Source organism: Sphingobium aquiterrae (assembly GCF_037154135.1).
GTDB classification, from domain to species: Bacteria; Pseudomonadota; Alphaproteobacteria; order Sphingomonadales; family Sphingomonadaceae; genus Sphingobium; species Sphingobium aquiterrae.
Genome location: NZ_JBANFL010000007.1, coordinates 62,440 through 88,021 on the forward strand (window position 1 = coordinate 62,440; position 25,582 = coordinate 88,021).

29 protein-coding genes are annotated in these 25,582 nt (G+C 63.4%); 8 read left to right on the forward strand and 21 right to left on the reverse strand.

Annotation, left to right across the window (positions count from 1 at the left end):
* Positions 1-6: 6 nt before the first annotated feature.
* Genes WFP78_RS09130 through WFP78_RS09140 form a run of 3 tightly spaced genes read right to left on the reverse strand, consistent with a single transcriptional unit; the run spans position 7 to position 2,980 of the window.
* Complete coding sequence (locus tag WFP78_RS09130) at positions 7-1,431, reverse strand: conjugal transfer protein TraH (protein ID WP_336960875.1); 1,425 nt, start codon at positions 1,429-1,431, stop codon at positions 7-9.
* Positions 1,432-1,484: 53 nt separating this feature from the next.
* Positions 1,485-2,060, reverse strand: a complete 576-nt coding sequence (locus WFP78_RS09135; protein ID WP_272799482.1) for a hypothetical protein — start codon at positions 2,058-2,060, stop codon at positions 1,485-1,487.
* A complete protein-coding gene (locus WFP78_RS09140; protein WP_336961310.1) occupies positions 2,060-2,980 on the reverse strand; it encodes a conjugal transfer protein TraF in 921 nt (306 codons plus the stop codon). Before WFP78_RS09140 ends, WFP78_RS09135 begins: the two co-directional genes overlap by 1 nt.
* Before the next feature lie 129 nt (positions 2,981-3,109).
* On the opposite strand from WFP78_RS09140, the gene WFP78_RS09145 reads away from it, so the two are divergent.
* Together WFP78_RS09145 and WFP78_RS09150 are read left to right on the forward strand one after the other, a co-directional pair.
* A complete protein-coding gene (locus WFP78_RS09145) occupies positions 3,110-3,325 on the forward strand; it encodes a type II toxin-antitoxin system TacA family antitoxin (RefSeq protein WP_333975775.1) in 216 nt (71 codons plus the stop codon).
* A gap of 21 nt (positions 3,326-3,346) precedes the next feature.
* Positions 3,347-3,862 carry a GNAT family N-acetyltransferase gene (locus tag WFP78_RS09150; RefSeq protein ID WP_336960879.1) on the forward strand — a complete coding sequence of 172 codons (516 nt, stop codon included), beginning with the start codon at positions 3,347-3,349 and terminating at the stop codon, positions 3,860-3,862.
* A 101-nt stretch (positions 3,863-3,963) separates the two neighbouring features.
* Here WFP78_RS09150 and WFP78_RS09155 read toward each other — a convergent pair whose 3' ends face one another.
* From WFP78_RS09155 to WFP78_RS09235, 17 genes are all read right to left on the reverse strand, one after another.
* Positions 3,964-4,569 (reverse strand): S26 family signal peptidase, encoded by a 606-nt coding sequence (locus WFP78_RS09155; RefSeq protein WP_336960881.1) that lies wholly within the window; start codon positions 4,567-4,569, stop codon positions 3,964-3,966.
* Positions 4,541-5,386, reverse strand: coding sequence for a type-F conjugative transfer system pilin assembly protein TrbC (locus WFP78_RS09160; protein WP_336960883.1), 846 nt, complete (start codon positions 5,384-5,386; stop codon positions 4,541-4,543). The genes WFP78_RS09155 and WFP78_RS09160 overlap by 29 nt, the downstream gene beginning before the upstream one ends.
* A gap of 7 nt (positions 5,387-5,393) precedes the next feature.
* Positions 5,394-6,518 (reverse strand): conjugal transfer protein TraN, encoded by a 1,125-nt coding sequence (gene traN / locus WFP78_RS09165; RefSeq protein WP_336960885.1) that lies wholly within the window; start codon positions 6,516-6,518, stop codon positions 5,394-5,396.
* Complete coding sequence (locus WFP78_RS09170) at positions 6,515-8,371, reverse strand: hypothetical protein (protein WP_336960887.1); 1,857 nt, start codon at positions 8,369-8,371, stop codon at positions 6,515-6,517. Before WFP78_RS09170 ends, traN begins: the two co-directional genes overlap by 4 nt.
* Before the next feature lie 251 nt (positions 8,372-8,622).
* A complete protein-coding gene (locus WFP78_RS09175) occupies positions 8,623-9,639 on the reverse strand; it encodes a TraU family protein (protein WP_272799475.1) in 1,017 nt (338 codons plus the stop codon).
* Positions 9,636-10,325, reverse strand: a complete 690-nt coding sequence (locus WFP78_RS09180) for a conjugal transfer protein TraW (protein WP_336960890.1) — start codon at positions 10,323-10,325, stop codon at positions 9,636-9,638. The genes WFP78_RS09175 and WFP78_RS09180 overlap by 4 nt, the downstream gene beginning before the upstream one ends.
* Positions 10,315-10,548, reverse strand: a complete 234-nt coding sequence (locus tag WFP78_RS09185) for a hypothetical protein (RefSeq protein ID WP_336960893.1) — start codon at positions 10,546-10,548, stop codon at positions 10,315-10,317. Before WFP78_RS09185 ends, WFP78_RS09180 begins: the two co-directional genes overlap by 11 nt.
* Positions 10,545-10,880: a hypothetical protein gene (locus WFP78_RS09190; protein WP_336960896.1), complete on the reverse strand. Its 336-nt coding sequence runs from the start codon at positions 10,878-10,880 to the stop codon at positions 10,545-10,547. The genes WFP78_RS09185 and WFP78_RS09190 overlap by 4 nt, the downstream gene beginning before the upstream one ends.
* A complete protein-coding gene (locus WFP78_RS09195) occupies positions 10,877-13,375 on the reverse strand; it encodes a TraC family protein (RefSeq protein WP_336960899.1) in 2,499 nt (832 codons plus the stop codon). Before WFP78_RS09195 ends, WFP78_RS09190 begins: the two co-directional genes overlap by 4 nt.
* The gene (locus tag WFP78_RS09200; RefSeq protein WP_336960902.1) at positions 13,372-14,004 is read right to left on the reverse strand and encodes a TraV family lipoprotein; all 633 of its coding nucleotides are present in this window, start codon (positions 14,002-14,004) and stop codon (positions 13,372-13,374) included. The genes WFP78_RS09195 and WFP78_RS09200 overlap by 4 nt, the downstream gene beginning before the upstream one ends.
* Positions 14,005-14,038: 34 nt before the next feature.
* Positions 14,039-15,334 carry a TraB/VirB10 family protein gene (locus WFP78_RS09205; RefSeq protein WP_336960905.1) on the reverse strand — a complete coding sequence of 432 codons (1,296 nt, stop codon included), beginning with the start codon at positions 15,332-15,334 and terminating at the stop codon, positions 14,039-14,041.
* A complete protein-coding gene (locus WFP78_RS09210) occupies positions 15,331-16,119 on the reverse strand; it encodes a type-F conjugative transfer system secretin TraK (protein WP_336961315.1) in 789 nt (262 codons plus the stop codon). The genes WFP78_RS09205 and WFP78_RS09210 overlap by 4 nt, the downstream gene beginning before the upstream one ends.
* Positions 16,109-16,708 carry a TraE/TraK family type IV conjugative transfer system protein gene (locus WFP78_RS09215; RefSeq protein ID WP_204369905.1) on the reverse strand — a complete coding sequence of 200 codons (600 nt, stop codon included), beginning with the start codon at positions 16,706-16,708 and terminating at the stop codon, positions 16,109-16,111. Before WFP78_RS09215 ends, WFP78_RS09210 begins: the two co-directional genes overlap by 11 nt.
* Before the next feature lie 41 nt (positions 16,709-16,749).
* On the reverse strand, positions 16,750-17,016 hold the full coding sequence (locus WFP78_RS09220) for a type IV conjugative transfer system protein TraL (RefSeq protein WP_043152464.1): 267 nt from the start codon (positions 17,014-17,016) through the stop codon (positions 16,750-16,752).
* A gap of 107 nt (positions 17,017-17,123) precedes the next feature.
* Positions 17,124-17,441, reverse strand: coding sequence for a hypothetical protein (locus tag WFP78_RS09225; protein ID WP_048577939.1), 318 nt, complete (start codon positions 17,439-17,441; stop codon positions 17,124-17,126).
* Between the two features lie 188 nt (positions 17,442-17,629).
* On the reverse strand, positions 17,630-18,394 hold the full coding sequence (locus tag WFP78_RS09230) for a DsbC family protein (RefSeq protein ID WP_336960915.1): 765 nt from the start codon (positions 18,392-18,394) through the stop codon (positions 17,630-17,632).
* Entirely contained in the window at positions 18,378-18,671 is a 294-nt protein-coding gene (locus WFP78_RS09235) for a hypothetical protein (RefSeq protein ID WP_048577937.1), read from the reverse strand. Before WFP78_RS09235 ends, WFP78_RS09230 begins: the two co-directional genes overlap by 17 nt.
* A gap of 368 nt (positions 18,672-19,039) precedes the next feature.
* Here WFP78_RS09235 and WFP78_RS09240 point away from each other — a divergent pair, with 368 nt between their 5' ends.
* The 6 genes from WFP78_RS09240 to WFP78_RS09260 all read left to right on the forward strand — a co-directional run bounded on the left by WFP78_RS09240 (position 19,040) and on the right by WFP78_RS09260 (position 23,486).
* Complete coding sequence (locus WFP78_RS09240) at positions 19,040-19,489, forward strand: hypothetical protein (RefSeq protein WP_222887020.1); 450 nt, start codon at positions 19,040-19,042, stop codon at positions 19,487-19,489.
* A gap of 112 nt (positions 19,490-19,601) precedes the next feature.
* Positions 19,602-20,021, forward strand: coding sequence for a helix-turn-helix domain-containing protein (locus WFP78_RS09245; protein WP_200866987.1), 420 nt, complete (start codon positions 19,602-19,604; stop codon positions 20,019-20,021).
* On the forward strand, positions 20,018-20,653 hold the full coding sequence (locus WFP78_RS09250) for a GntR family transcriptional regulator (protein ID WP_272799468.1): 636 nt from the start codon (positions 20,018-20,020) through the stop codon (positions 20,651-20,653). Before WFP78_RS09245 ends, WFP78_RS09250 begins: the two co-directional genes overlap by 4 nt.
* 179 nt (positions 20,654-20,832) lie before the next feature.
* Entirely contained in the window at positions 20,833-20,973 is a 141-nt protein-coding gene (locus tag WFP78_RS09255) for a benenodin family lasso peptide (RefSeq protein WP_148564814.1), read from the forward strand.
* A 330-nt stretch (positions 20,974-21,303) separates the two neighbouring features.
* Positions 21,304-21,699 (forward strand): lasso peptide biosynthesis B2 protein, encoded by a 396-nt coding sequence (locus tag WFP78_RS23400; protein WP_419722944.1) that lies wholly within the window; start codon positions 21,304-21,306, stop codon positions 21,697-21,699.
* Positions 21,699-23,486: an asparagine synthase-related protein gene (locus tag WFP78_RS09260; RefSeq protein WP_048577935.1), complete on the forward strand. Its 1,788-nt coding sequence runs from the start codon at positions 21,699-21,701 to the stop codon at positions 23,484-23,486. The genes WFP78_RS23400 and WFP78_RS09260 overlap by 1 nt, the downstream gene beginning before the upstream one ends.
* Here WFP78_RS09260 and WFP78_RS09265 read toward each other — a convergent pair.
* The gene (locus WFP78_RS09265; protein ID WP_336960928.1) at positions 23,479-25,497 is read right to left on the reverse strand and encodes an Atxe2 family lasso peptide isopeptidase; all 2,019 of its coding nucleotides are present in this window, start codon (positions 25,495-25,497) and stop codon (positions 23,479-23,481) included. The genes WFP78_RS09260 and WFP78_RS09265 overlap by 8 nt on opposite strands.
* Positions 25,498-25,582 lie beyond the last annotated feature (85 nt).

Sequence of the window (25,582 nt, forward strand, 5' to 3'; positions counted from 1 at the left end):
ACGATCCTACTGGTTGCGGGCCGCGGCGCCGGCGGCGTCACGGGCGTCCCGATCGCGCTCGCGCAGGAGCCCGGCATAGTTGGCGGAGAGGTTGGTCTGGTTGAGGGCCGCCATATAGCTCTGGCGCATCTGCGCGCGTTGGCGCAGCACCTCGTCTCTCAAATCCCGTAGCTGCTCGATTCCCTTGGACAATATCCGCGTCTGGCAGACATTGGCGTTGTTGCTGTCGGCCGACCCCGCCACCGTGGCTCCTCGCTCTGCATTGGTCACCGTGAAGTCGATGGTGCGGGTGAGATCGTTGAGCATCTGGTAGGCGAGGGTGAGCGCGACCAGTTCGTCCGTGTCGGCGATCACCGAGTCGACGACGCCCTGGCGCACACCCCATTCGAGCATGCGATAGACGGGAAGCGTCCGGACATTGGCCACGAACTGCCGTTCCTCGGCCGCCAGCGCAGCGCGCGTGCGGATCTTGGTGGCGATCGACTGCATGCGCTCGCGCGCCAGGACGAGCGCACCGCGTCCGCTGCCGTCCTGCGCGCAGTCGCCGCCAGTGGGCGGGAAATTGAGCGTGCGGCGCTGGACGCCCCCCGTCAGGAAATCCTGCGCGCTTTCCGTGTCCTGCGCGGGGCATTGGGGGATGGCCGTGAAGAGCGGCACTCGGTCGCCATCGTCCCAGCGCATGTACACGTCGCCGACCCGGGCACGCATCACGCTCGCCCAGTCGCCGGCGCCGACCCGCTGCGCTGCGTGGGCGAGAAGCGAGCCGGTGCGGAAAATGTCCGTCACCTCTGCCGGGCAGTTGGCGAGCGCGTCCTTCAAATCCTCGGTGGGATTGTTGTTGTTGGCCTCGATCTTCTCGCGGCTCTGCTGGTAGCTCTTGGCGAACCCTTGCTTGACCGAGCGATAGCCGGTCATCTCCTCGATGATCCCAGACATATTGTCGTCGCCCTTGGCAATCTGCACCATGCGGTTGGCGAGCCGGCAATCGTTGACCTGGATCGAGTTCAGGAAATTGGTCGCCGCTTCCATCTTCGAGATGATGTTCCCCATCTTCTCGTCGAGCGTCTCGAGGAGATACTGGAACGCGACCGCGGGAGCTGCCTGGAGAATGCTTTCGAGCTTCTGGACGAGATAGTCCGGATCGAGGAACGACATACCGCCAAGGAACATGTCGATCCCGCCGCAGCCGGCGCGGACCTTGGGCAGGCTGACCGACATGAGATAGTCGTTGTGGACATCGACGCGGCCCGACATGCCACCGGCCGTGACGTAACCCCGCGTCTGGTCCTGGAAGCTGCCCGGCGACGTATAGGTCACATTGTCGAACCAGCTCTCGGCCCAGCTCTGCGCGTGAGCGGGAGCTGCGGCAACGATCGTCGCGAGGGCAAGGGCGATCAGCGAACGGACGATGGCGCGGTGGCAAGCGAACATGGCGGACTCCGGACGATTGGGGATGACGAAGGAAGGACCGAGGCCGCCATTGCTCAGCGCCTTCCTGCACGCTTCGCCGACAGCCCCACGATGCCGGTGAACTTGGACATGGCCCGGACGCCGACGTCGGGCCTCACCCCCGTCAGCATCTTCGCGGCCAGATAGAGATTGCGAGCCAGATTGGGCGAATGGTCGGTGCCGATCGCCACCGGCACGACACGCGCATCGTCCGCCATCGGCCGCACCCAGGCGACCGGATGCCCGACCCAGGGCAAACCGAGGCGTCCCGACCGGATCATCGCCTCCTGACTGCCGATGGTGTGTACCTGCCAACCATAGCGCGCGCCCAGCGCGGCCAGCTTTGTCCAGAGGTCGCCGCACGGTATGCAGCCGGGGCTTGTCGTCATCTCGATGATGAAGGCGGCGCCATGTCCGCGTAGCGTTGTCGTGAAGTCATCTGGAAAGTCATGCGTGACAGGAACGCGCGAGAGCCAAGCCTGCAGGGTCTTCGCATCGCCGACCGGGTGGATCGCCGCTCGCATCGCGTCCTCGCGGCTGACGGTCTGCGCGGATGCCGAGCCCATGCCGATGACGAGGCCCGGGATGCCGAGGAGGATGAGACCGCGCATTATGGCCTCGGCTCGCTGGAGGTTTTCACGAGATCGCCGCCGAGCGCTCGCGGATCGGTCGCTGATACCGGGCCGTTGCCAAGCGCATCGAAGAAGCCCGCATCCTCCCCCGGACCGGTCATGAACTGTTCCGGCCGGATGTCGCCACGCAGCAGGCGGACCGCTTGATAAGCCATCTGCGCGAGGTTGGGATAAGCCTCGACGCCCGAGGCGATGATCATGCGCTGCTGACTTCCTCGGCGAATGACCATCGTCGTCGGTGTGATCTCGACTCCAAACCGCTCCCTCAGGTCGGGCCGCTTGTCCAGATCCATGGGCGTGACCTGCCAGCCCATCTCTTCCTGGAAGCGCTGGATGATCGGCCACTGGACACGACAATAGCCGCAGGTCGAACGTGAGAACATGACGAGTGCGAACTCGCCGGCATGCGCGCGCAGATAGGACCGGCGAGTGGCGTCCTTCTCTGCGGTCAGCTCGGAGCGCGCGTCGCCCACCATCGGATTTGCGGACTTCGAGTTGAGTTCGGGATATTGCAGCATCGCGATCTGGGTGACGCCGGCGAACGCTCTTGCCTTGCGCCGCGCAAAATCCTGAAGCCGCCAGAAATCCGCGACGGCATCGACCGTCAGCACCGTTGCTGCATAGTCCCGCTGCTGCTCGATGAGCTTGCGAATCTTCGGCGGCGTCCAGGTGGCCAGCTCCGCCATGGGCGGGATGACCGGCTTCACCAGCACATCCGCTTCATCCGGCTTTTCGGGAGGCGCAGGCGGCGCCTGATACCACCAATAGCCCTGCTTGGACGCCACGGCAGTCGGGCTCGCGCCTTGCGCACTGACTGATTGGGGAACGGCGAAGAAGGCTGCCCCGGCCAAGCCCACGACGACAAGCCGATGACCAGGGAAGTACAAATGTATTGACATTGTCGTGGCAAATCGCCAAATGTCGGCAAGGAGTTTAGCGATATGGCACAGCACGCCCGTTCCGACCGAAGCGCCTCTGCGCGTAAGGACGATGTCATCCAGATCAGGGCTGCAGCCGAGCTCAAGGCGATGCTCAGCCGCGCCGCTTCTCTGCGAGGCCAGAAACTGTCCGAGTTCATGCTTGCGAGCGCGCGGCGGGAAGCCGAGGCCGCCATCCTCGATCAGCGAACCTTCTTTCTGGATGCCGAGAGCCATGAGCAGTTTCTTAGCCTTCTCGATGCGCCGGCCGTGCCGTCGCCTAGCCTTGAAAAGCTGATGAAGCGCGAACCGCTCTGGAATCGATGATCGGACGCGTCGCTCATTTCCATGTCCACGCGCCGTGTTACGCCGCCTGAGCGATTGAACTCCGACCATGATGTCGATGCGTTCCGCAATGGACGGCATGCCTCGCTCGATCTTTGGCTCAACGAGCGCGCGCTCGCCAGTGAAGGCGCTTCGGCCCGCACCTACGTCGTGTGCGGTGCTGACCGGCCCAGTCAAGTTGTGGGCTATTATACGATCACGACCGCGATGGAGGAGCGTGCGGCGCTGCCCACGGCAAAGCTGCGAAAGGGCATGCCGGACAAGGTGCCTCTCCTTCTCATCGCAAGGCTGGCCGTCGATTCCGCCTTCCAGGGGCTTGGCTTGGGTCCCGATCTGCTCGCCGACGCGCTCCGCCGCTGCGCGGCCGCCTCGGAGATCGCCGGCGTTCGCGCCGTCATCGTACACGCGATCGACGACGATGCCGTGGGCTTTTACGAACGGCATGGCTTCATCGCCTCGCCGTTGGGAGAGCGCGTTCTCCTGATGCCCATCGAGGCCGTCCGGGCCTTGCAAGACTGACGACACCCCGCATTGCGTAGGGGCGATCACAGCCTCCTGAAGATCGCCAGAGTCACTCCGCTGCGGGATGTGCTCGGCGAGCGTCCGTTGATCGCGCGCGGTCACAGGATGCGCTCCATGCGGGTGAGACGCGCGATCGGTAAGAGTCCGAAATAACGGCTGTCGAATCCGCGCGGATGCGTCGAACCCACATAGACCATGCCGGGCGGAATGATTCCGCTCCAGCTCATATGCTCGAGCTTCATCCCGTTATGGGCTTGCGGAAGGCTCACGCCCAGGAGCACGCCGTTGCAATAATAATGACCGTCTCTGCTATGAGGGATGAGGGGCGAGGGGGTCTCGAACATCGTCAGCCGGTCGCCGGCCATGCAGAGTGCATGCTTGGTGACGGACACCGGCTTTGGCCCGGCGATCGGGTGATGAAGCGTGAACATGACATAGTCGCCGCGTGCAATCGGCCCCGGGCTCTTGTGCACCGCGAAAGCCTCGATCGACGGCGACATGACCAGAGTGACCTGCGGGACGACGAGCGCCGCGAACAGCGCAGGGGGCAGGACGACCAGCATTGCCAGCCACAGGCGTTCGGGTCGCGCCGGTGCGTCAGGGCCGGGTGCGCCCAGCGCCACCGCCGCTTTGCGCGGCAATCGGCGCAGACGCGGCCACAGGCCGGCGATCGCCCTAGCGAGCGCGAGCAAGAGCCTGAGCATGGCTCACCTCCTCCTTCCCCCCGAGACGGGCATATTCTTCGAACATTCCCGAAAGCGCGCTGTCGCCGAAGACGACATGGGTCGCGCGGGGGCTTTCCTCGTCGCGCTCGCAATAGGCCTGGGTCGGATCGCCCGGGATCATCGCGAGCGCCGGAACCTGGGCGATCCCATGTTGGCGAAACACGATCGGATCGATGATGATCTGCACGTCGCGCATCACGCAGTTCGGGCCCTCGCAACCCGGGTCAAGCCTAAGGATTTGCGCCGTCAGCTTCGCCATCGGGCCCATCTTCCTGAGACCGCCGGGCACCCCGCGGAATGCCATGACGCCTCGAACCTTTTCGAGCTGGACGGCATAATTGCGCAGTGTCGAAATCGGCATGGACGAGGACACAAACAGGACCGGCACCCATCCCGCTGCGGCCACCGGCGGCGCAGCTTTGGCGAGCGCCAGCTCTTCCGCCGGCTCTAGCCCGAGCGCCCGACGCAGAGCCTTGGCCTGCCGCTCACGCTCGGCCGCGAGACTTGCCTCGCCGCGCGCCTGCGCTGCGCGAGCGCGTGCTTCCATGTCCGGCTCGGCAAGTCGCTTGTGCAGGCCGTCGAACGCGCGCCTTCGGTCGGCGGGATCGTCGGTCCGCGGAAGCCTGGGATCGGGAAGTTGCGCCGCATCGTTCTTGCCGCGGGAGACCGCGCGCTCCAGCCGGTTCATGCTCGCTTGGCCTTGGTCCGCGGCGGACTGCCTCGCAGCGCCGCGAGGGGCGTCACTCGCGAAGCTCTGCGCGAGCGCGGCCGTCGCCACGCCCAACAGCAGGCCCATGCAGGCGCTATGGATTGACCGCTTTGAGATACGCATCGATGCGCTCCCCCATGTCGATTTGGATTTCGGATTGGGCGCGGGCTTCGATGTCCGCATAATATTCGGAGAGATCCATCTTGCTGAAATCGAGCGCCTGGAACTCCTCCGGCGTGAACCCGCGGCACATCGGCTTCTTGGCCGTGCCCCACAGGTTGCCGTTGAAGGCCTTGAGCTGGGGACGGCCCTGTTCCTGGATGATTCGGCCGAGCTTGGTGTTGAAGCAGCAATGGCCACGGGCCTTCTGCAGGCAGACGCCAAGGAAGCTCGAGGTGCAGTAGCTGCCGATCTCGTGGCACATGCCTGACGAGCGCAGCATCGCCGTCTCCATGTCTTGGCTGTCGCAACCCGCGAACAGGAACTCCATCATGAAGTTGATCGCCAGGCTGACGGCGATCGAGGTGGGGTCGAGACCCACGATCAGCGCATTGGCGCCGGCACTCGCGGCCTGGCTCGCGGTCGCACCGGCCTTGAAGGCGACATAGGCAGCCTTCATGCCCGTGAACACGCCCTTCGCGACCGCGATCTTGGTACCGATCGACGAGATGGAAGAACCCATCCCGTCCTTCACGATCTTGCCCTTGTCCTTGCAGCAGTTCGCGAAGGTGGTCGAAAGCCCGGCGGGCCGGCACCGCACTCCGCGTCCCGAGAATATCTCGATCTTTCCCAGGCAATTGCCGTCGGCATCGACGCCGCCGTCCGGCGCGGTGCCTGGATCGTCCATCGGCGGCTCATCCACGATGGGATTGGTCGCGAGATCGGCACACTGATTGGGCGAGCAGGCCGGCGCGCCACCCTCAGTCTTTACGAGGCAAGCATATTGCGGGCCGACCGGGCAGCTATATTGGCCCATCGCATCCGCGACGCAGGCGACCTCCTGGATCGGGCAAGCCCAAGCGCCGCTGGTGGTGGAACGGCAGCTCGCCTGCTCACCTTCATCGGCCGCATCGCCGTTATTGTTGAGATCCGCCGCGCAGATCTGCTGCGCCCTGGCGGCACTGGGGCAGACGAGAACGAAACCAATGCCGAGCACCAGCGCGAGCGCGGCGCCGCGCGGATCGAGATACCAATATCTCGTTGTCGGGAGGCCGTTCATTGCACGCTCCCCGTGCAGACCATGTCGGCGCCGGCGAGGCGCACGGTCTGCATCATCACGACCGCTTCGGGAAAATCGTCGAGGCAACCGCAGGCGGAGACGACCTCCTCACCGGGGCCTGCCGGGCATTGATTGTCCGCAGTGCAGGCGTGGAAGAAGGTGTCGTAGCCGGTCGGCACATTCTGTTTCGCACCCACGACGCCATCGGGCGCCGCCTCGCTGTTGGCCTTGGCCGCGCGGGTCTTGCACACGGGCTCGCAGGCCGCGACCGAGCCCCGGTCGGGAAGGCTGAAGGCGCGCGTCGATGTCGCATAGCTTCCGTCGCTCTGGCGCGTCCGGTCGGCCAGCATCGTCTCGGTCGAATGGTCGATGATATAGGCGCCGCGGCTCGTGTCGGGCTTCGCGATGTCATCGACCGCGCAGCGATAGGTGCGGTCCTTCAGGAAGAAGTCGCGCGTGAGTTGTGTCGGGCAGCTCGGCCCGCCCAATATACGGGTCTGGGGGAGGGGGCGTAGCCCGGTCACGACGCCGTTGATCCAGGTCTGGACACCATCGACCAGCTCGCTGTCGAGTTTGCATTGCGGATCGGAAGCGATCGCGCCGCAACCATCGACGACCTGCTCCAGCGTCTTGCAGCTGTTGTCGACGTCGACATGGACCTGCGCGAAGCCTTCGCCGCCCTCCGCGACCGCGACGCGCAGCCAGATCTCATGATCGCCTGCGGTAAGATAAGGCCGCAGATCGAGGTTCGGATAGGCGTAGAAGGTTTTCTTGAGTTCGCATTTGCCCGGAGGAAGGCCAAGGCTAGTCCAAGCGGAGGGGCCCGAGCCGATGAACTGCCCATCGATCCGCACCTGCGCCCAATCGTCGGCAAAGAACTGAGCAAGCCGTGCGTCGACGATGCGGTCGGGGTCGTTCACATGCAACGTCATGCGGAAGTCGATGAGCGTGCAGCTTCCGCCGGCGAGGCTGTTATCCGCCGGTGAGCCCATCAGGAAATCGAAGGACGAGCCGTTCTGTATCGTGGAATAGCCGCCCGAGGTTCGGCTGATGATATCCTCCGCGCCGGGCTTCAACACGGTCACCCGCCGCTCGATCGAGCAATGGCGATATTGGAGCGCGGTGCCCGTACCGGTCGCCGACCCCTTGAGCGCCTGGAACACGGAATTGCTTGTGGACGCGGCATAGGCGTCCGACGCGATCGTCGCGGGATTGGCGCGATAGGCGGTCTGGGGAAGGTCGGGATTGGCGGAGCAGGCGGTCGACCTGGCGCCCACATAGCGGATGGAGGGGCCGTCGATCACAGCCTCGGCAACGCCGTAGCGCGGGTCGGCGGTGGTGAGCGCGCCAATCATCCCGCCGCCAAGGTCGCGCAGCACCGAGGCCATATTGCCCCAGGCGAGGTTGGTGCCGCAGCTATTGTTGAGGCAATAGCATCCGGCGAGCTTGGGCATGTCGACCGAGGTCAGCTTGAGCGCTCGCCCCCCGTCGACATCCCAGCGGAAGAAGCTGCACCCATTCCAGGTGCCGGGCTGGCAGGAGACGATCCCGTTCGCGCAAATGCCCGATACCGGGACGGGAAGGTTCGCCGTGCTGTCGACCGTTCCGTCGAGATCGGTGTCGCGGGCGATCGTGACCTTGCCGAGATCGCCAGTCCCTGCCGGTTGCACCAGCACCTCCAGCATCGACGCGGTTTTCTGGCAGGCGATGTTGGGCGCGAACGTGCGACTGTTGTCGACCGTCGAAATCTGCTGCCCGGCCAGGCCCGGCGTCACATAATTTTGCTGAAGCGCGTCGCTATCGCCGCTCTTTGCGCGCGACGCTTCGGCTGCGGCCCGGGCGCGCTCTTCCATCGTCTGCGCCGCTGCGGGCGCGGTGAGCGGGATGGCCAGCGCGGTCGCTAGGACGGAACAGGCGGAGAGGAAGCGCCGATCCCATCGGGGGAGCGTTGCGGCCGCGCTGGCCGGGGGTGGAGCGGCGCCGCCAGGGGGGCATGGCGACGCCGCTCCGGTTCCGCACGGAAGCCATCGGCCGTAGGGGCCTTGGCGAACAGACCTCCGGAATGGACGGCTGTCTCGCGCGGAACACGGCGGAAGCGACCTGTTCATGGCACGGGTATCCCGGCGCAGCAGATCACCTTTTCGAAGAGCATGAACTGGGCGTTGTCCTTGCCCGGCGCGTGCTTGGCTGAAGACCAGAGCGCGCCGGGCCTGCCGATATTGACGCACTTGCCGCCCTTCACCGGCTCCACGATCTGGAGCTTGTAGCGGGACTTGGTCCACACGGGCTGGGGGATGAAGGAGCAGCCGTCCGCCGAACTGATGGTGAGCGCGCCCAGCCGACCCATCATGAAGACCCCGCGCGCCGCGAGCCCCGCCCAGGCCTCGACGCTGTCGTCGAAATGGATGTCGCCGGCGATCGGATAGGTCGCGCCCCAAGAGCCCATGCACCAGAACAAGGGGTCGATCACCTTGCCCGCCGCTGCCGCGGCGCTGTCGCCCATGCAGGCGAGACCGGCGGCGGGATTGCCGAAAAGAATGCCTTCGGGCTGGATGATCGCGCCGAGCGTGCCCGACTGCCAGGTCGGCAGAACCTCGGTGATCATGGCGACGTCGAAGCCGTCATTCTCGAGGCACGGCAGGTCGGTGAACATGTCGAGCATCGCCCAGACCGGCGAGATGTAATAGTGCATCTGCGCGAACATCTTGCGGGTGTTCGTCCCGTCCGAAATCGACGACTGGCTGCCTTGCAGCTTGCCGCCGGTCGGCAGGAGATCGGCGCCAAGCGCCATCATGCAGCCGGGTTCGGTCACGATGTCGACCATCCGGTTCGGCGACCAATAGGAGACCTTGACACCGAACCAGAACTGGAGTCCCTTGCGGCAGGCGCACAGAGGCTTGGACGAGGATTGTGCGTCAAGCGCCTTGTCGAGCTTGTCGAAACTCCCCACCCGGATGCCGCCGACCGTGATCGGAAAGATGCAGGTCCAGCGCACCTTGGTGATGGGGTTGAAGACCGTGCCGGCCTCGCATTTGGAGGCATGGGCCTGACTCGGCCAGGCGAGCGTCATCAGCAACCCGATGACGAGGCCCGCGACGAAGACGGGAAGACGCCCGATCATCGCGTCGCTCCTTTCGCCGCGGTCGCGGCAGCCCGGCTCTTGGGGCCATATTCGGTGAGGACGAGGCGCGTGCCGGACTGCTCGACGATGACCGGAGCCACGGTGAGTCCCAGACGCTGCTTGACCCGCTCCTCGAGAATGTAGATCGGGCGGCCGGTCTTTTCGCTCAGATCGATCGCGTCGCCATTCTGTGCCCCAAGCGCGGAGAGCAGGATGAAGTCGCTCGCCCGGGCACTACGGAGCGCCCAGCCAAGGTCTTGGCGATGCACGACGACAAGGCGCTGCGGCAGCTTCACATAGGTCAGCGGGTTGAAGGCGAAGCCCTTCGGGTAGAGCGTCTTGCCGCCCGGGAGCGTGATGTCGAAGTCGAGCGTGTAGAAGGGGACGACGCTGCGCACGCGATCGGCGACGGCGACGCCGAGCGGCGCCGCCTTCAGAGCGCTCCATTTGTCGCGCGGGCCGAACGCCTTGCTCATGTCGCTGCGCAGCGTCGCGACCTTGGCCTCGATCTCGGCGAGCGCGTCTGGCTCCGCGATCGGCCAGGTTCGCCCGATCGTGCTGCGCGATTGGGCGCTGCCCGCGATCGGCGCGGCCGCAGGCAGTGTTGCCGCGACGGCCAGCATGTTGCCCGTGACGAGCACCAGAAGAGGACCGCGACGAACACGGCGGAGCAGATCAGCGGCCATGGCGCTGCCTCCAATGCCTCTCGGGAGGCTCGGGAATGCCGATGAGGGCCGCGACGAAGGCGGAAAATGCGAGCGGCGTCAGAAACCAGATCAGCGTGCCGGCATCGCCGCCGAACGACGGCGACATCAGCAAGAGCGCGCTCTGGACAGCCAAGAGCAGGAAGCCGCTGACGGTGAGCCGGATGGCTGATTGCGAGGGCGTGGAAGACACGAGGCCGTTCATTTGCCCCTTCTCCTGCGCAGGCGGCTCATGACCCTCGCGGTGCCCGCCGACAGGCTGAGCAAAAGGAGACCGGTCGCCAGGCACGACGCGGCAATGATGAGCGAAGCGCGGAGCACTATCATCGTCGGCTGCTTGAGGAACAGCCCGGCGACGAGCACCAGCAGCCCCATCATCACCGTCTCGATCATCACGAGCCGGAAGCGCCACTGGAAAGATTCCGCTTCGAACCGCTCGGCAAGGCGCTGCTCAACGATGACTTCGATGGCTTCGTTGTCGGACCAGTTGAGTGGCAGCTGGTCGGGGTGAGGAGTATGGCGTGCCATGTCGGTCATGCTCCCACGAGGCCGGACGCGGCGCGCGCGCCCAGGATCTGCGAGGGCTCGACGCCGGCGAGGCGGCAGATCGCTTCGAGCGGTGAAAGTCCCTGGCGCAACAGGGCCTCGAACGCGGCCACCTCGTCGGGCGCGGACGTGTTGATCCAGTAGGAGAAAGGATCGACCACGAGCCGGGCGATGCCAAGACCCAGGGGCGAGTCGATGAACACCTCGCTGTAGTTGGGCTTGGAGTTGCGGACCGACTTCAGGAGATCGAGGACGAACCCCGAATAGTCGAGGATCTTGTTGTCAACCGCCCGATCATAGGTCGAGCCCTGAAGCAGGAACCGCGTCGCGGCATTTTCGAGGATGACCTGACCCGTCCCGCCGAACAGCGTCAGGTCGTTCATCGACTGCAGCACGATGCCGAACGAACCGCGATATTTGCGCGCGCGCCGATAGCCCTGGCCGAATGCCTCGGCGAGGCGCGAGAGATCCTGCCCGTCAGTCCGGGTCATGAACTGCGCGGCTTCGTCGCATAGCACGAAGCGGGGACGGTCACGCGCGGACAGGTAGAGTTCCTGCGTGACCGCGTTCACCACCACCATGACGATGACGTTGAAGAGGTCGGGCATCGCTTTGAGGCGCTCGAGCTCGAGCACCACGAATTCGTCATTGCGGATGTCGAGGGTCGACGGCCCGTTGAAATAATGGCCATAGGCGCCGCCCGAGCCGAAATCCCGCAGATTGAAAGCCAGCTCGCGTGACGTCGGCACGAGGTGGTCGACGCGGTCGAGATCGGTCTCGACGAGTGAGGGATAGGTGCCGAGCCACTCGCGCACGGCATCAATGCCATGATCGGCCCTCCCTGTGTCGATCGTCCATTGAACGGCGGACTTGAGGAGGTTCCATTCCGAGGTGGTGACGCCCTTGCGCGTTGAGGCGTTGGCCATCTCGGCGACGATGGCGACCGCCATGGTGATGGCCGACTGCTTGTCGTCGCCGTCGAGCGCCAGCCCCATGTCGAAGGGGTTGAGCACCAGATGCTCTTCGCCGATGTCGATATAGCGGCCCGAGCAGAGCGTGCAGAGTTTCCGGTAGCTGCCGCCGATATCGATGATACGGATGAGCGCGCCGCAGGCATAATATTGCTGGCAGAGATTGTTGAGCAGGAAGCTCTTGCCCGCGCCGCTCTCCGCCGAGACGATGAAATTGTAGTTGTTGATCCTGGGGTCGAAAAGATCGAGCGTGACAAGCTGGCCCTTGCGCCCCGTGTAGAGAAGCGCCGGACGCCCGCCGCCGCGAAAGTCGGTCTGGATCGGCGCCAGCATTACCGCCGCTTTGACCGGCATGCGGAAGTCGCGCTCGAGCAGGCGCAGCGTCGCGCGGTCGGGATAGAGCCCGAACGGCAGGCTCATCACCAGCAGGGTCGGGTTGAGATAGCTCTCCTCCTGCATCGAGAAGGGCAGGGGTTCGCCCTCCCACAGTCGCTTGGCGCGCGCGGCGAGATCGCGGGCATGGGCACGGTCGCGACCGAACACCCAGATGGTGGGAATGACCCGGACGAACTTGCTGTTCCCCGCCTCGTCGAGGATCCAGCCGATCTCCTCGATCTGCTTGCCGACCTCGACGGCGAAACTGCCCGCGGCCTTTTGCGCCGAGAGGATCTGCGCCCGCTTGTGGATCTCGAATTGGGAATGATCGAACAGGATATTGAGCGTATAGAGGAAGGGGCCGCCGATCTGGTCGCTATCCTCCGAGGCGCCGCGCATCCCGCCCATCAGACGGTTGGCGCGCTCCGCGGTGATGCGCCGGGCTGGCGCCTTGGGCGTCAGGCAGCGTGCAACCTGGTTGCCGAGGAAAACCTCCGCGCCCTCGAACACGAGATCGGGGCCTGCATCGATGATCTGCTTGGCGATCGGCGGCGCGCCTGTCGCTGTGCCGTCGGCGAAGACGCCAGGGGCCTGCGTCGCGACGCCGTTGAAGACGCGCCGGTAGAAGGCGACCATCTCCTCTGGCGGGAGCCGGCGGATGCCGAGCTTTGACAATTGTTCCTCGACCTGCCGACGCAGATCCTCGCCCAGCGGCCGGCGTGTCTTGATCGACAGCAGCGTGCGGAAATTGCGGACCGGGATGCCGTGCAGGGCCTTCAGGCCATGACGCCCTTCGCTGAGATACGCGTGGGTGTGACGCGCGGAAGCCTGAATGAGCGGATCGTCGCGGGTCTTCAGATCGAGAAACGCGTCGAGGGCGTCGTCGATCAGCGGATCCGCGAAGGTATGGAGCTGCAGGACTGTCCCGTCGGGGAAGTGGATATTGAGCAACCCCTGCAGCGCACTCTGGACATGCGCGAACATATAGGCGGTGGGCACCAGCTCCCAGGCATGGCCCCAAGTGTCGTCGATACAGAGAAACGCGTTGGTTTCCTCCTCCCAGGCCACAAGCGGCAGATAGTCGGAGAAGCTGTCGCGCCGCACGGCATTGCGCAGCCGGCTAAAAGTCAGGCCACTCATGGCTGCGGCGCCGGCGGCACGATGGCCGGTGCGGGTGGAGTCGTCCCTGCCGGTGCGGGCTCGCCATCGGGTGCGGCGATATCACGCACCTGGCCGAGGATCGGTGCCTGAGCCGCACGATCCGGTGCGGCGACAAGTGCGCCGCCCACGACCCAGACCGGCTTGTCGACCACCGAATAAACATAGCGCGGCATGTAGAGCCGATCCGGGCGCTGCCGATCGGCATAGGGAAGGATTAGCGTCCGGACGGTCTGCGCGGGCTTGAGCATCGGCGTGACCGGCGCTTCGATCAGGCCTTTCAGCTCACGATAAACACTGTCGCGATAGCTTCCATAGGCGTTGCCCGCGCTTCCTCCGCGCGATCGGGAAACCGCTCGGTCGGCGTCCTGCCCGCGCAGCATGGCACGGTCATTGGTAACCTTGGGGTCCGACTTCGAGGTGACGCCGGCAACCGCATCCGCATAGGCCCGATCGGGATGGATGCATTGGCCGTGGTCGCTGTTCTTGCAGTCGAACTTCTCCGAATAGGGCGACATGATCGAGCCGACCGTCGCGCATCCGCTCAAGCCCGCGAGCAGGCTGAGCGAGAGCAGAGACCGATGGAGAGACTGGTGGGCCAGCAAGAGCATGGCGGAACCTCCTGTAAGATGGGGGAGCGTCGCATCAGAATTTGGCTCCGACCGACGGCTTGATCTCGAGGGCGAGGCCTTCCTGGATGACGACCACGACATCCTTGGCCGCGCCGACTTCGACCACCGGGCCGGCCTGGCGGGCGAGATCGAGATAAAAATCGGTGAGCTTGTCCGATGATTTGGAGAGCCCGCCGGCAACGCCCGACTTGACGGCATCGCCCGCGTCGAGACTGCGCACGCTGCCAAGCGCCGAGGTCGAGAGGCTCCCGAACGTACCTTCGACCGACTGCGAAATGCCGGCGATCGTCCCGGCGATGAACGAGCGCGCAAGCGTCGCGCCGGCGCGGGTCACGACCTTCCCGGACAGCCCCTTCTTTCCATCGGCATCGACGAAGAAGCCCTTGATCGCCTGGTCGACCACCGCGTGGCTCTCGAAATCGACGCACGAGATCGAGACGAGCTGGATCTCGACCCGCTCCTTGGCGAGGCTGCCGGTCGCGTTGCCGATGACGAAGCAGCCGGCGAGATTGGCCTTCACCTCATTCGGAAGCACGGCGGGCGCCTGGACCCGGGCGATGATCGGCTCGGGATTACTGGTCGCGTCCCGGCTTGCCAGCGCGTCGATACCGGTCAGCAGCCGCGCCTTCATGAAACCAGGTGGCAAATAGATCGTCCGCTTCCCTTTTTTTGACGCGGCCCCGCCGCCCGCGCCTCCCTCCGCCGCTTGCGTGGCGGTCGCCGCACCGATCGCGCCAACCTGCCGTTCCGTGGGCGGCGCGGGTGGTGCCGCCGGAGCAGTAGGCGGCGCAGGGATTTCGTCGGCTGCGCCCCTGGCGTCGGGAGGAGCGGGCGGGTAGGCGGGGGCCTCGCCGGGTAGGGCAGGCGGAAGGTCTCCGTCGCCGCTCGCGCTTTGGGCGTGGCCGGTGTCGGCGGCGCCCGGGACCACCTTGCCTTCCTCGATCGCAGTCACCCGGTCTCCGAGCAGCGTCTGTCCGTCGAGGATCTTCTGGAGATCGCCGCGCAGCTTCACCTCGAGGCTGTCGCCGCGAAGACCCGCGCCCATGTCGAGATTGGAAGCCTGGGGCGCCTTGGGCGCCTCCTTCTGGCCGCTGGTGCTCGCCGTGTAGAGACCGAGGCCAAGCAGTGCGATCGTCGATACGACACCCAGTTGCTTGGCGCGTAACTTCTGGTTGGAACTGAGCTTCGACCACTGCGCCGGCAGATCGAGCAGAGCCGGGCGCGGGAGATTCGCCGTCTCGTTGACGTCGCCACCCTGACGGGCCGACGGGCCAGCCTCTCCCTGAGGTTTCTCTTCGGGCGCTGTCATGGCTGGACACTCCGGCGAACGACGATCAGCCGAGCCGTCTCATTGGGACCCAGCGTCAGTCGGTCGATCGTGATGGCAAAGATGTCGGCCCCAAGCGCCGCATCGAGGAAGTCGCGTTCATCGAGCGTGATCGCGACGCTGGTGCGGACCAGATATTCACTGACCGAAAGCCCGGCGCCCTCGACTTCGAGACGCCGCCGTTCGCTGAGCGACGCCGTGGGAAGGTCGGCAAGGGTGAGCCTGTCGTGGGACGGTGCCACCTCAGAGAACGACGCGGGCACCCGGTCCTGCAGGATCGCAAGCGCAATCCCGACAGCCCGCTCTTCCTCCACTAACGGGCCCAGAAGCGCATCATTGGCGCGCGCGCGCTGTGCCCCGCCGGGGACCAGCGTCACGGTCTGGGCCGGAATGTCGGCGGGCTCGGTGTAGAGCGGATAGATTGCGCCGTTGCACGAGACGAAGAATTCGGACGGTGTCGTCACATAGGTGCGCGTCTTCATGTCGCCTGGCGCCGCGCCCGGATCTTCGGTTTCGAGGACGAGGAACTTGATCCATGCGTCAGATCCACCGCGTTCGACCGCGAGGCCCTTCTCGGCCGAGAATTTGACGTCCTCGATGTCGCCGCCGACGCACACGACATGATTGACGTCGCGATTGGAGAGCCGGATGCGACTCGTCTGATCGGGCAGTGCCGCGATCGACTGGGCGAATGCGGGAACGCAAGCGGGAAGGGACGCGACGAACGCCCCCGCGAGGCAAGCGAGCCTCGCGCGGTTACCGGACATCGGCACTGAAATTCTCCTCCTGGAGGGCAGTCAGCCAGAAGCGGCCGTTCTCGAGCGCGTAGCGAATGCGCAGATTGCCGCGGAACTTGCGGATGACGCCGCCGATCACACGGACCTTCTCGACGGGCACGAGGATTTCGCTGCCCGTCCATGTGACGGGCTGGTCGCCGCGGATATAGGTCGCGATCGAGAGCGTCGGATTGTTGCCAAGCTCATCGAGCAGCCGGTTCAGACTGTCGCGCAGGCCATTATACGCGCTGGGATGCGCGATCCGCAGCAGTTCCTGGAACTGCCGGTCCGCCGAATAAGCGGAATAGGTGCCGGCGAGGCCCACGATGTTGAACGTGATCGAGCGGAGATAGCTCTCCGACGGTTTGTTCCCCGTCACATAGAGGTCGCCGTCTGCGCCGAAGGGCACGATCACGGTGCGCGTGTTCTGATTCGAGGTGTAGATGAGCGTGCCGAGCACCGCGGTGATGCCGAACAAGCCGGCGATCGCCACCTTGAGCAGCCGGTTCTCCTCGAACAGGTTGGCCGATCCCTGCAGATAGCGATGCAGGTGCCAGCTCGGGCGCGTGTCGCCGATCATGTCGGCCGCTGCCTTGCGTCGGAATGGATGTGCCATCTCGCCTACTCGAAGAAGCGGGTCTGGGTCGGACCCGGATAGTTGCGGAAGCGGGCAAGGCCCCATCGCCAGGCCAGGTGCGGGATGAAGCCGCGCGGCTTGGTCCGCTTCCAGGGAATGAAGAGGAGAAGAGCGCCGATGAGCGACCAGCCGATGATTCCGCCGACGATGACCGCGACGAAGATCACGCTCATCACGACGATGAACTCCTGACTGTCGAACCAGAGGATCTGGACCGGCCGGTGCAGGAACTGCGGAAGTCGTTCGTCCACGCCCTTCTCCCTTGCTTCACCACGCTGCTGAGCGTGGTCTTCGGAAGGCGACCATCACCTTCCGTTCCGGTGGACGGGCGCCGGCGGACCGGCCACCCGACCTGTCTTCAGATCAGCATGCCGAAGGTCTGGAGGATCGAATCCGCCTTGATGAGGCAGACCGCCGCCACGATCGTCGGGATGCCGATCATGATGTTCGAAAAGAGCCGCGAGACGCCGAACAGGAAGGCGGCAACGCCACCCACGAAGCCGAGCGGTCCCTTCACGCCCTGGTTCACGACGATGTCGTAAATATCGTAACCAAGGTCGCCGGCGGCCGGCGCCTGGAAGGCGTGGGCGACGCTCGTGCCGGCGATCGCGGCCAGAAGGAAAAGGACGGCCGCGTCGATCGTGCGGAACGTCCTTCCCCGAAGTAAAGTCAACATATTCAGTCTCCTTGTGGTCACCAGAGCCGTCCAGATCATGCTTGCCGGTACCGATCGGTGGTCGTGTCCGGCCGGCGGCTTCGCTGGACGGCCCCTGGAGGCGCGCTGCCGCCGGCATCCCGGTCCCTCGTCGGCACTGCATTCGCCGCGCGCGTGCGAGATCCGCCAAAGTCGTTGGGGCCGCCCCTTCAGGGACTGGGCTTGGGTTTCCGGCTTTCGGTCTCGAGGAACGCTTCGAGTTCGGCCTGCTGGAAGCCCGAAACGAGTTTGCCGTTGACGAAGAGCGTCGGCGTGCCTGAGACGCCCATCTTGCGGACGGTTTCGGCGTCGCGGGCGACCTTCTCTGCGCCGGGACGGCATTTGTGCAGCGTGGCAGGCTGAGCACCGGAGTAGACGGATTTGAAGGCCGCTGGGCTGTCCGGGGAACAGAGGATATGCTCGGCTTTCGCTGCCGCCTGCGGGTGAATACCGCTCACGAAGTAGACGAGGCGCTGGACTGGTTTCCCCTCGGCTTCCTTAGCCAGCCAGAAGCGTTCGAGCGCCTGGCAATAGGGACAGTCGGGATCGGTGAACTCGATGACCTTGGGCGCGCCTGCAGGCCCTATCACAAGGGCCTCTGCGGGATTGATCGCGCTGAGGCGCTTCCTGGCGCTCGCATCCTGCGCCAGCGCTGTCAGGTTGACCCCGTTCTTGTCGTAGATCGCCGCAAAGAGCAGATGCTGGCTCTCCGGCGCGAAATAGATGACTCGTCCACCGGCAATAGCCTGATATATCGGACCACTGACAGGCGCCGGACCGAAGTCCTCGAAGGTCAGATTGGTGAAGGTCTGGCGCAATTGACGCTGAGCCTCCGCGGCGGCCGCCGTGAGCGGCTCGGCGCTGTTCTCTTGCGCATTGGCGGGAGCCGACGCGCAAAGTAGCGCAGCCAGGATCAGTTTACCGCTGCGGGACATCGGAGGACTCCGGACGAACGAGGGAGGTGCGCGCGAAAATTCGCCTGTCGAGAGTGAGCGAGTTTCCGAGCTTGATCGCCGCCGACAGAGGCGCCGGTGTCGCCGCAGGGGGAGGCGGGACAGAGTCGGCCTTTTCGCGGATCGAAAAGCCGGTCTCGCCCTGGACGACCGCGAGTTGGGCGGTACGGGCGCAAGGATAGGCTTCCGCGTCGGGACGATAGCTCTGGCCGCTGGCGGGATTGGCGCCGATGACATGCAGAAGGACTGCTGCAAGCATGGGCGGGGAGCATGGAAAGTCCATGGCACGCGTCTCCTCATGGCGCCGCAAGGCGCTCGGGTCTGGGGTTTGGATGGTCCGGACGGTGGAGCTGGAGTTAGGTTCTAGACCTCCCCCAATCCGGTGCGTTCACAGCAATGGCGGTCTCGAACGACTGCCGCAATAGGCAGGGCACTGAAGTGCCGAAGCGGCGCAACAAAGAAGAGATAGAGCAGAACGGATCGAATGAAGTCGAGGAATGTCGAGACGATCAGATTTGGCGTAAAGCGGCACTATAATGCCGCTTTTGCCTCCGTTCGTCTTGCAAAAGCACCTGTTCGGGTTCGCGAACGGGTGCCGGCGCACTAGTCAGGCAGGAGAGACAGGCAATGGGTCGAGCACGACGCAGCTTCAAACTCCGGCTTTCATCCGCAGGCCTTGACGTCCTGATCGATTCCCACTGCCATCTGATTCGCGTTACGCGCTCGCTGATCGCCTGGGGAACCACGCTTCACGTGGCGATCGAACATCTGAATACCCTACCACCCAGCATAATTGCCGACCAACTGAAGGAGCCGGAACTCGCCGGCTTTGGTGGAAGTGAGGAGCATCATGTCGGGGCGTCGCACCAACTCTGGAATATCGCCACAAGCATTACCGAACGCGTCCAGGGTCACATGGCGGAAGGCCGGGCGCCGACCCTCGGCATGATCTACATCCTGGCGCTCCGGCAGATCACCACGGCCGACCAGTCGGCGCTGTTGCGCGCGTTTGATCGCGCTCTACAATCGGGAGCCAGAACGCCTGCTATCCGGGATACCCATGATCTTGCTGGATAAATCCCGACAAGTTGGCCGAGGTTCCATATTGACACTAGTGGTAAGTACACCTTAGCGTTCGACCTTACGGAAATGCCTTGGCGGGCGGAATCTCCCGTAAGGAGACGCGGATATGTCGCATTTGATAGCGACTTCCGTTGCTGAAAGTCCGATCCTGTATGTGAAGGTGCAATCGGGGCGGCAGATTGAAGAGGCACGGAAGAAACGGCGCCTGACGCAGCGCGATCTGGCGCGCGAGCTCGGCATGGGTGTGCGTTGGCTTCGTGAAATCGAAGCCGGCAATCCCCGTTCGCGGCTCGATGATCATCTTGTCTGCGCCTACAAACTGGGGCTCTCGACCGGCCACATCCTCATTCCTCTGCTCTTCGCGGGGCAGAAGATGTGCTTTCCACGGCAGTTGGCAATGGGAGACCTCAGCGATCTTGAGCGCATGTGCATCGAGATGATTGCGCAGCGAAATTTGGATCACCTGACCCAGGCTCTCACCCCGGCGTGGGCGAGTCCTCCGGTCCCGGCAGGAGCCGGACTATGATGTCGGCAATGGACCCTCCATTGCAGGAGCGTGTATATCTTGGGCTGAAGGCCGACTACCTGGCCGGTCAGTTCGTTCCGGGCAAACGGATCGACATCCAGGACCTCGCCAACCGGCATCACTCAAGCAAGACCCCCGTTCGCGAGGCTGCCTTTATCCTCGTCGGCGAGGGGATTTTCATGCACCATGCAGATGGGGGATTCTTGGTTCCGATCATCGAGCCAGCCGAGCTCATTGAGCTCCTCGAGTGGCATATGCAGCTGATAATGGCGTGTATCTCGGGTCTGAGAGAACCTGCGCTGCGACGTGCCCTTCAGCAATATTCCAACATGGTTGAGGATTCCTCCGCGGTGGCTTTCGCGTCGCGAACAATGGAAATCTTTACATCACTGGCTGATGCAGGAGGAAATAACCAAGCATCAATCCATGTCCGTCGATTGAACGAACGACTCCACTACGCGAGAATTGCAGATGCCGTCGAACCGAAGATTGCCGAAAGGGAACTTTCGACTCTCACGCGCCCTCAAGTCGCGGATTTTCAAAAAGCTTTGCGAAGGAGAATAGAAGCCTACCACTTGAGGAAAATATGCCGTCAACAGCATATTATCCAAATGGGGCAGGCATCAGAATAACTAAATAAATTCAGTCATTTAATAAAGGAGTCCCAGTGGCCGCTGGTCGCGAACGACCTCTCCGCCGTCTACCGCAGAATATCGCGCCAACCTGTCGCGATATATTCGCACCACGTGAGTTCAGAATGGCACTACTCTAAATTGCCGCCATTCACGCGGCAGTTGATGAGGAGTGTGTCATGGAACGGAATGACGATCACAACATCGATGCGCTGATCGATCTCGGCGTCGCGACCGAAGCCACCAAGGGCGGCCAGTCGGTCATCTTCGATAACCAGAACGGTCGGGATCTGACCGGCCCCGGGATCGCCGACGACTGAAACGATGCGGACGCACGCCCCACAGTGTGCGTCCGCTACCGGAGAAGGCACATGGACTTCACAATCCGAGAGAACATCTATTGCTGCAGTTGCACGGGGCGCATTATTCTCTTGGATACTCAGGCCGATAGGTATTTCATGCTTCCCGAGGAAGTTGGCTCGGCATTTCTCAGACTGTGGAATTGCGAGCCTGCAGAAGAACGAGATCAACTCGACCTCGGGCGCCTGAGATCAACGGGTGTCGTGGTGACCGATTGCACAGCACCACGTGGCGGTCGCCGTCCCTCCACGATTGTACCAGCTAGCTCTGAACTCATCGCGCTCGAACCAATGCGACGTCATCGGGTCGATGCTGCTCGCGCTGCAGTCTATCAGCTAAAGGCCTGGCTGGGCATTCGCACGCGACCTATGGTAGAGGTCCTTGCCGATCTTCTGGGACCAACACCTTCTCAGCTTCCTGATAGGAGCGAGGCAGCCGATGCACGGTTGACACGCATCGCGACGGCATTTCGGGCTACCGCCGGGATATTTAGGCAGCGGGACCAATGTCTGCCTCGATCAATTGCTTTCACGCGGATGTGTAAGGCAAGTGGCGTGAGGGCTACCCTCGTAATCGGGGTGACTCTGGATCCATTCTCGGCGCACGCATGGGTTCAATCCAGCGGTCTCGTTCTCAACGATACGTTGGAACGGGTTCGCTGCTTCACGCCGATATTTGCAGCCTGATGGCGTTGCAGTATCTCATATTGGTTGCCCGAGCCGGAGTTCTTGACAAAGGGATGGTCGAGGACGTTGCGGCGCGGCTAGGCATGCACGTGCAGCGCGGCGGGTCTAATGTCGCCAGCCTGACTTCGGGCGGACGGGCACCGATCAAAATCGACCGCGGTCGCGTCATAATCGTAGGTGACTTGTTTCATCGCTTCGGCTCAGGGCCGTCCCTTGATAAATTAGAGCCGTCTTTGGGTGCCTCCATCCTGGCCGATCCGATGAGAACCCTGCTCGCCCGCTTCTGGGGCGCATATCTCGCCATATGGACGGATGGCGATGCGGTCATTGTCATGCGAGACCCCTCCGGCCTATTGCCTTGCTGCTACACGGTTCACGAGCAGCTTGTCGCATTCGCCTCGGACCCGCAGACGCTTTTTGGCTTTACGCTGGTCCGTCCGTCGATCGACTGGGACGGCGTGGCGAACCTGCTCTACGCGGATGATCTCGCGCAGGTGCGAACCGGTTTGGGGGGTGTTGCCGATCTTCTCGCTGGCTCAGTGGCGCGGGTCGATGCGAACGGATGCGGGCAGACCAGTTGCTGGTCGCCATGGCAGTTTGTCGATCGGGGTGGGAAGGAAGATTCTCAGCCACATATTGATCGGCTTCGGCGCGCCGTCGAGCAGTGTACTCGTGGTTGGTCGTCGAGCTTCTCAAAGGTCCTGCTAGCCGTGTCCGGAGGGCTCGACTCTTCGATTGTCGCGAGTTGCTTGGACCCGAAAATTGACCGCGAATGCGTCACAATGGCCACCGCCGACCCACGCGGCGACGAGACCGATTACGCTCGCGAGCTCTGTAAGAGCCTGTCTCTCCGTCTTTCCTGCTTCCACTATTGCCTTGAAGACGCGGACGTGCTGACATCTGCCGTGGCGCACTTGCCCAGACCCGGTGCAAGAACACCGATGATCGCCTTTGATGCGGCGATAATCAGACATGCCGATCACATAGGAGCGGACCTGTTTCTGACCGGGGCTGGGGGAGACAACATCTTTTATCTGACCCATTCGGTCCGGCCGGTCATCGACCGCTTTCTGGCCGAAGGGATATCGTCGGGGCTGTTCGATACGATCCGTGACATCGCAAGGATCACCGAGACCAGCCTTTTGGAAGTAGCTGGACATGCGCTTCGTTTCTTGAGCCGGAGGTGCAGGAAGTACGAATGGCGAAACGATGGGTCTTTCCTTCACGCTGATTGCCTCGCAGAGCTGAGAGGCAAGCGTCCCGATCATCCCTGGCTCGCAGCCCCGCCTGATGCGCTTCCCGGCAAGGCTGGACACATCGCCATGATCACTCGTGCGCAGCAATATCTTCACGGCTATGATCGAGGCCTTCCCTTCACCTCGGTCGCTCCGCTGCTGTCGCAGCCGGTCGTCGAAGCGACGTTGCGCATCCCGACCTGGGTTGCTTGTGAGGGTGGGATAGACCGCTCCGCCGCCCGTCGTGGCTTTGAATCGCGCATACCCACGAACATTTTGCGCCGCCAGACCAAAGGCGGTCCCGATGCCTTCGCAATCCAGATCCTCCGGTCGAATATGGAGTTGGTGAGGGATCGGCTGTTGACCGGCAGGCTGGCCAGCAACGGGATCGTCGATATCGCAGCCGTCGATGCTGCACTGGCGCCTGAACGACTGGGCAGAGACGCGACCTATGTGCGTCTCCTCCTTCTGCTGGATACCGAGGCGTGGATCGACGGCTGGTTGACCAGGGATGCGGGCGCACCAATACTGACCGGCCCGGCGCTCAATTGACACTCCCCAGCGGGCCTTGTTCCGCTCCAAGCTGACCTGCGCGAAGGTCCCTCCAAAATTGAACCTCTTTTGCATCCTCGCCGCCGCTTGGAACCTCACCCTTTAGCCAGAAGTCAAACCATCTGAGCGTTCGCCGATATATTGCCAATCGATGTGCCGGCTGCCACTTGTTGTGGAATTCGTTCGGAAAAACAAAAAGGTCGACCGGCTTGTGCGCCTGACGCAAGGCCGTATAGGCCTCAAGCGCGCTCAAATATTCGCTGTCGGCCGCCTGAAGCAGGAGAGGTATGCCAATGGCCTGCGCATTCTCCACAATGGAAATTTGACGCCAGAATTCAGGCGCCGAGGCGAGCAGGTTGGGATATCCGACCTGGCTGAAGGTGCGATCTATCTGAGGGCCAAGCAAAGCACCCTGATTTCGCTCCCAGCAACAGCCGCTCATGATCGCCGCTGCAAACATCGAGCTATGGAGCATCGCATATTGCACGGTAGTCGCCCCGTCGCTCAGGCCCGTGATCCCGATTTTCTTCGGATCGATCAGACCCTCCGCTATCAGTTCCCGGAGAGGCGTCTCTATCGAGGAAAGAATGCTCTTCCGGTTCGCCCAGTTTTGCAAATTAGTCCGCTCGGCCGCGATCAGGTTGCCGGCCCCCGCGAGAAGCCCAAGATGAGGAGGGCGGTTGACACTGAGAACCGCATATCCTTTGGCCGCGAGAGCTAGGATCGGGTATTCATCGCCAACGCCCCCGCGCAAATGGCCCCTCGACACATATTGCACCACGATCGCTGGGTATCGCTGTCCCGCCCGATATTGGGCAGGGTAGACCAGATCGGCAGTGCTCTCCAAACCGAAATCGTTACGCACGTTCATGCGCCTGACTCGGCCGAATGACAACTTGGCCCATTCGGGATTTGGGTCGAAGATCGTCGTCACCTTGCGCGTCTGAAGATCGATTCGAACGAGGCGTCGCGGTTCGGTAGCCGCCTCTCGTAGGCAGAGCAGCGCATCGGCTATTGGGCGGCAATCTGCAAGATAGTCAGTGGTCTGCAATATGCGCTTCGGCGCGCTTTGCCCGGGAACCCATTCGTATATTCCAGTTGTCCCATTCGCCCAGCCTTCTCGACGGAGGAAAATGACCCGGCTTCCATTGCCCGTCAGCCAGGCCGGCGCGCGGGCTTGAGAGCAAAGCGCATTCGCGCAGGGGATGACAGCCCCGGTTGAAGATTGATATCTGACGGTTGTATCCGGCGTCGCGAAATTGCCGCCTGCCGCTTCGACCCACGCTTGGCGGCTGCGTCGATCGATCGGGATGTATCCAGCTGACTTGGGCCGCATCAACGATGGTAGCGACAGCAATGCGCGTTCGGGGTCCGTGGCCGGACGGATTGACCCTGTCGCCAAGTCGAGTGCTTCTACGCTTTCTGTCAATGTTCCAGGCAGCTGAGGCTTGCTGTCTGCAATCGGGATGAAGCGGTCATCATAGTGGAACCCGCCAAGACCTTCTCGCTGGACGGCAATTCTCTGACGCGCGATTTCCGGCTGAGTGACGAACACGAGCGAACCGCCATCAGGCGTCAGCGCGAAGCGAACGACGTCCGACTGGCTCTTGGTCAGTGGCTCGCTGCCAGTGCCATCAGACCGGGCTTTCCAGACCTGCACTCGACCGTCTTCCTTCTTAAGGAACGCAACCCATTGGCCATCTGCAGACCATAAGGGTGTAATGATTTCAGAGATCCCACTGCCGACGGTCAGATCGGCGACCCCGACGATCTCCGCACGGATCAGGTCGCCTCCCTGGTCCACAACAATTGGGCGCGCGCCGGACAAGGGAACGATCATGATCGCCTGACAGTAACTGTTCGATCCGGCGTCTGCTTTCCTTAGTTGCAGGACTACCGAACTGCCATCTGGTGAGATGGTGAAAAGCGGGCCTATGGCCTCGTAGGGGCCGATATCGCGAAGCCCCAATAGGTCTTCAGGGCGCACCTCTCTCTTGGCGGAGACACTCACGGCACCCGTTGGCGGAACGACATCGGCACAAGGTGCAGCCGCGCGCGCCGTGTCAGATGACTGAGCCAAGGTAAGAGACATCGCC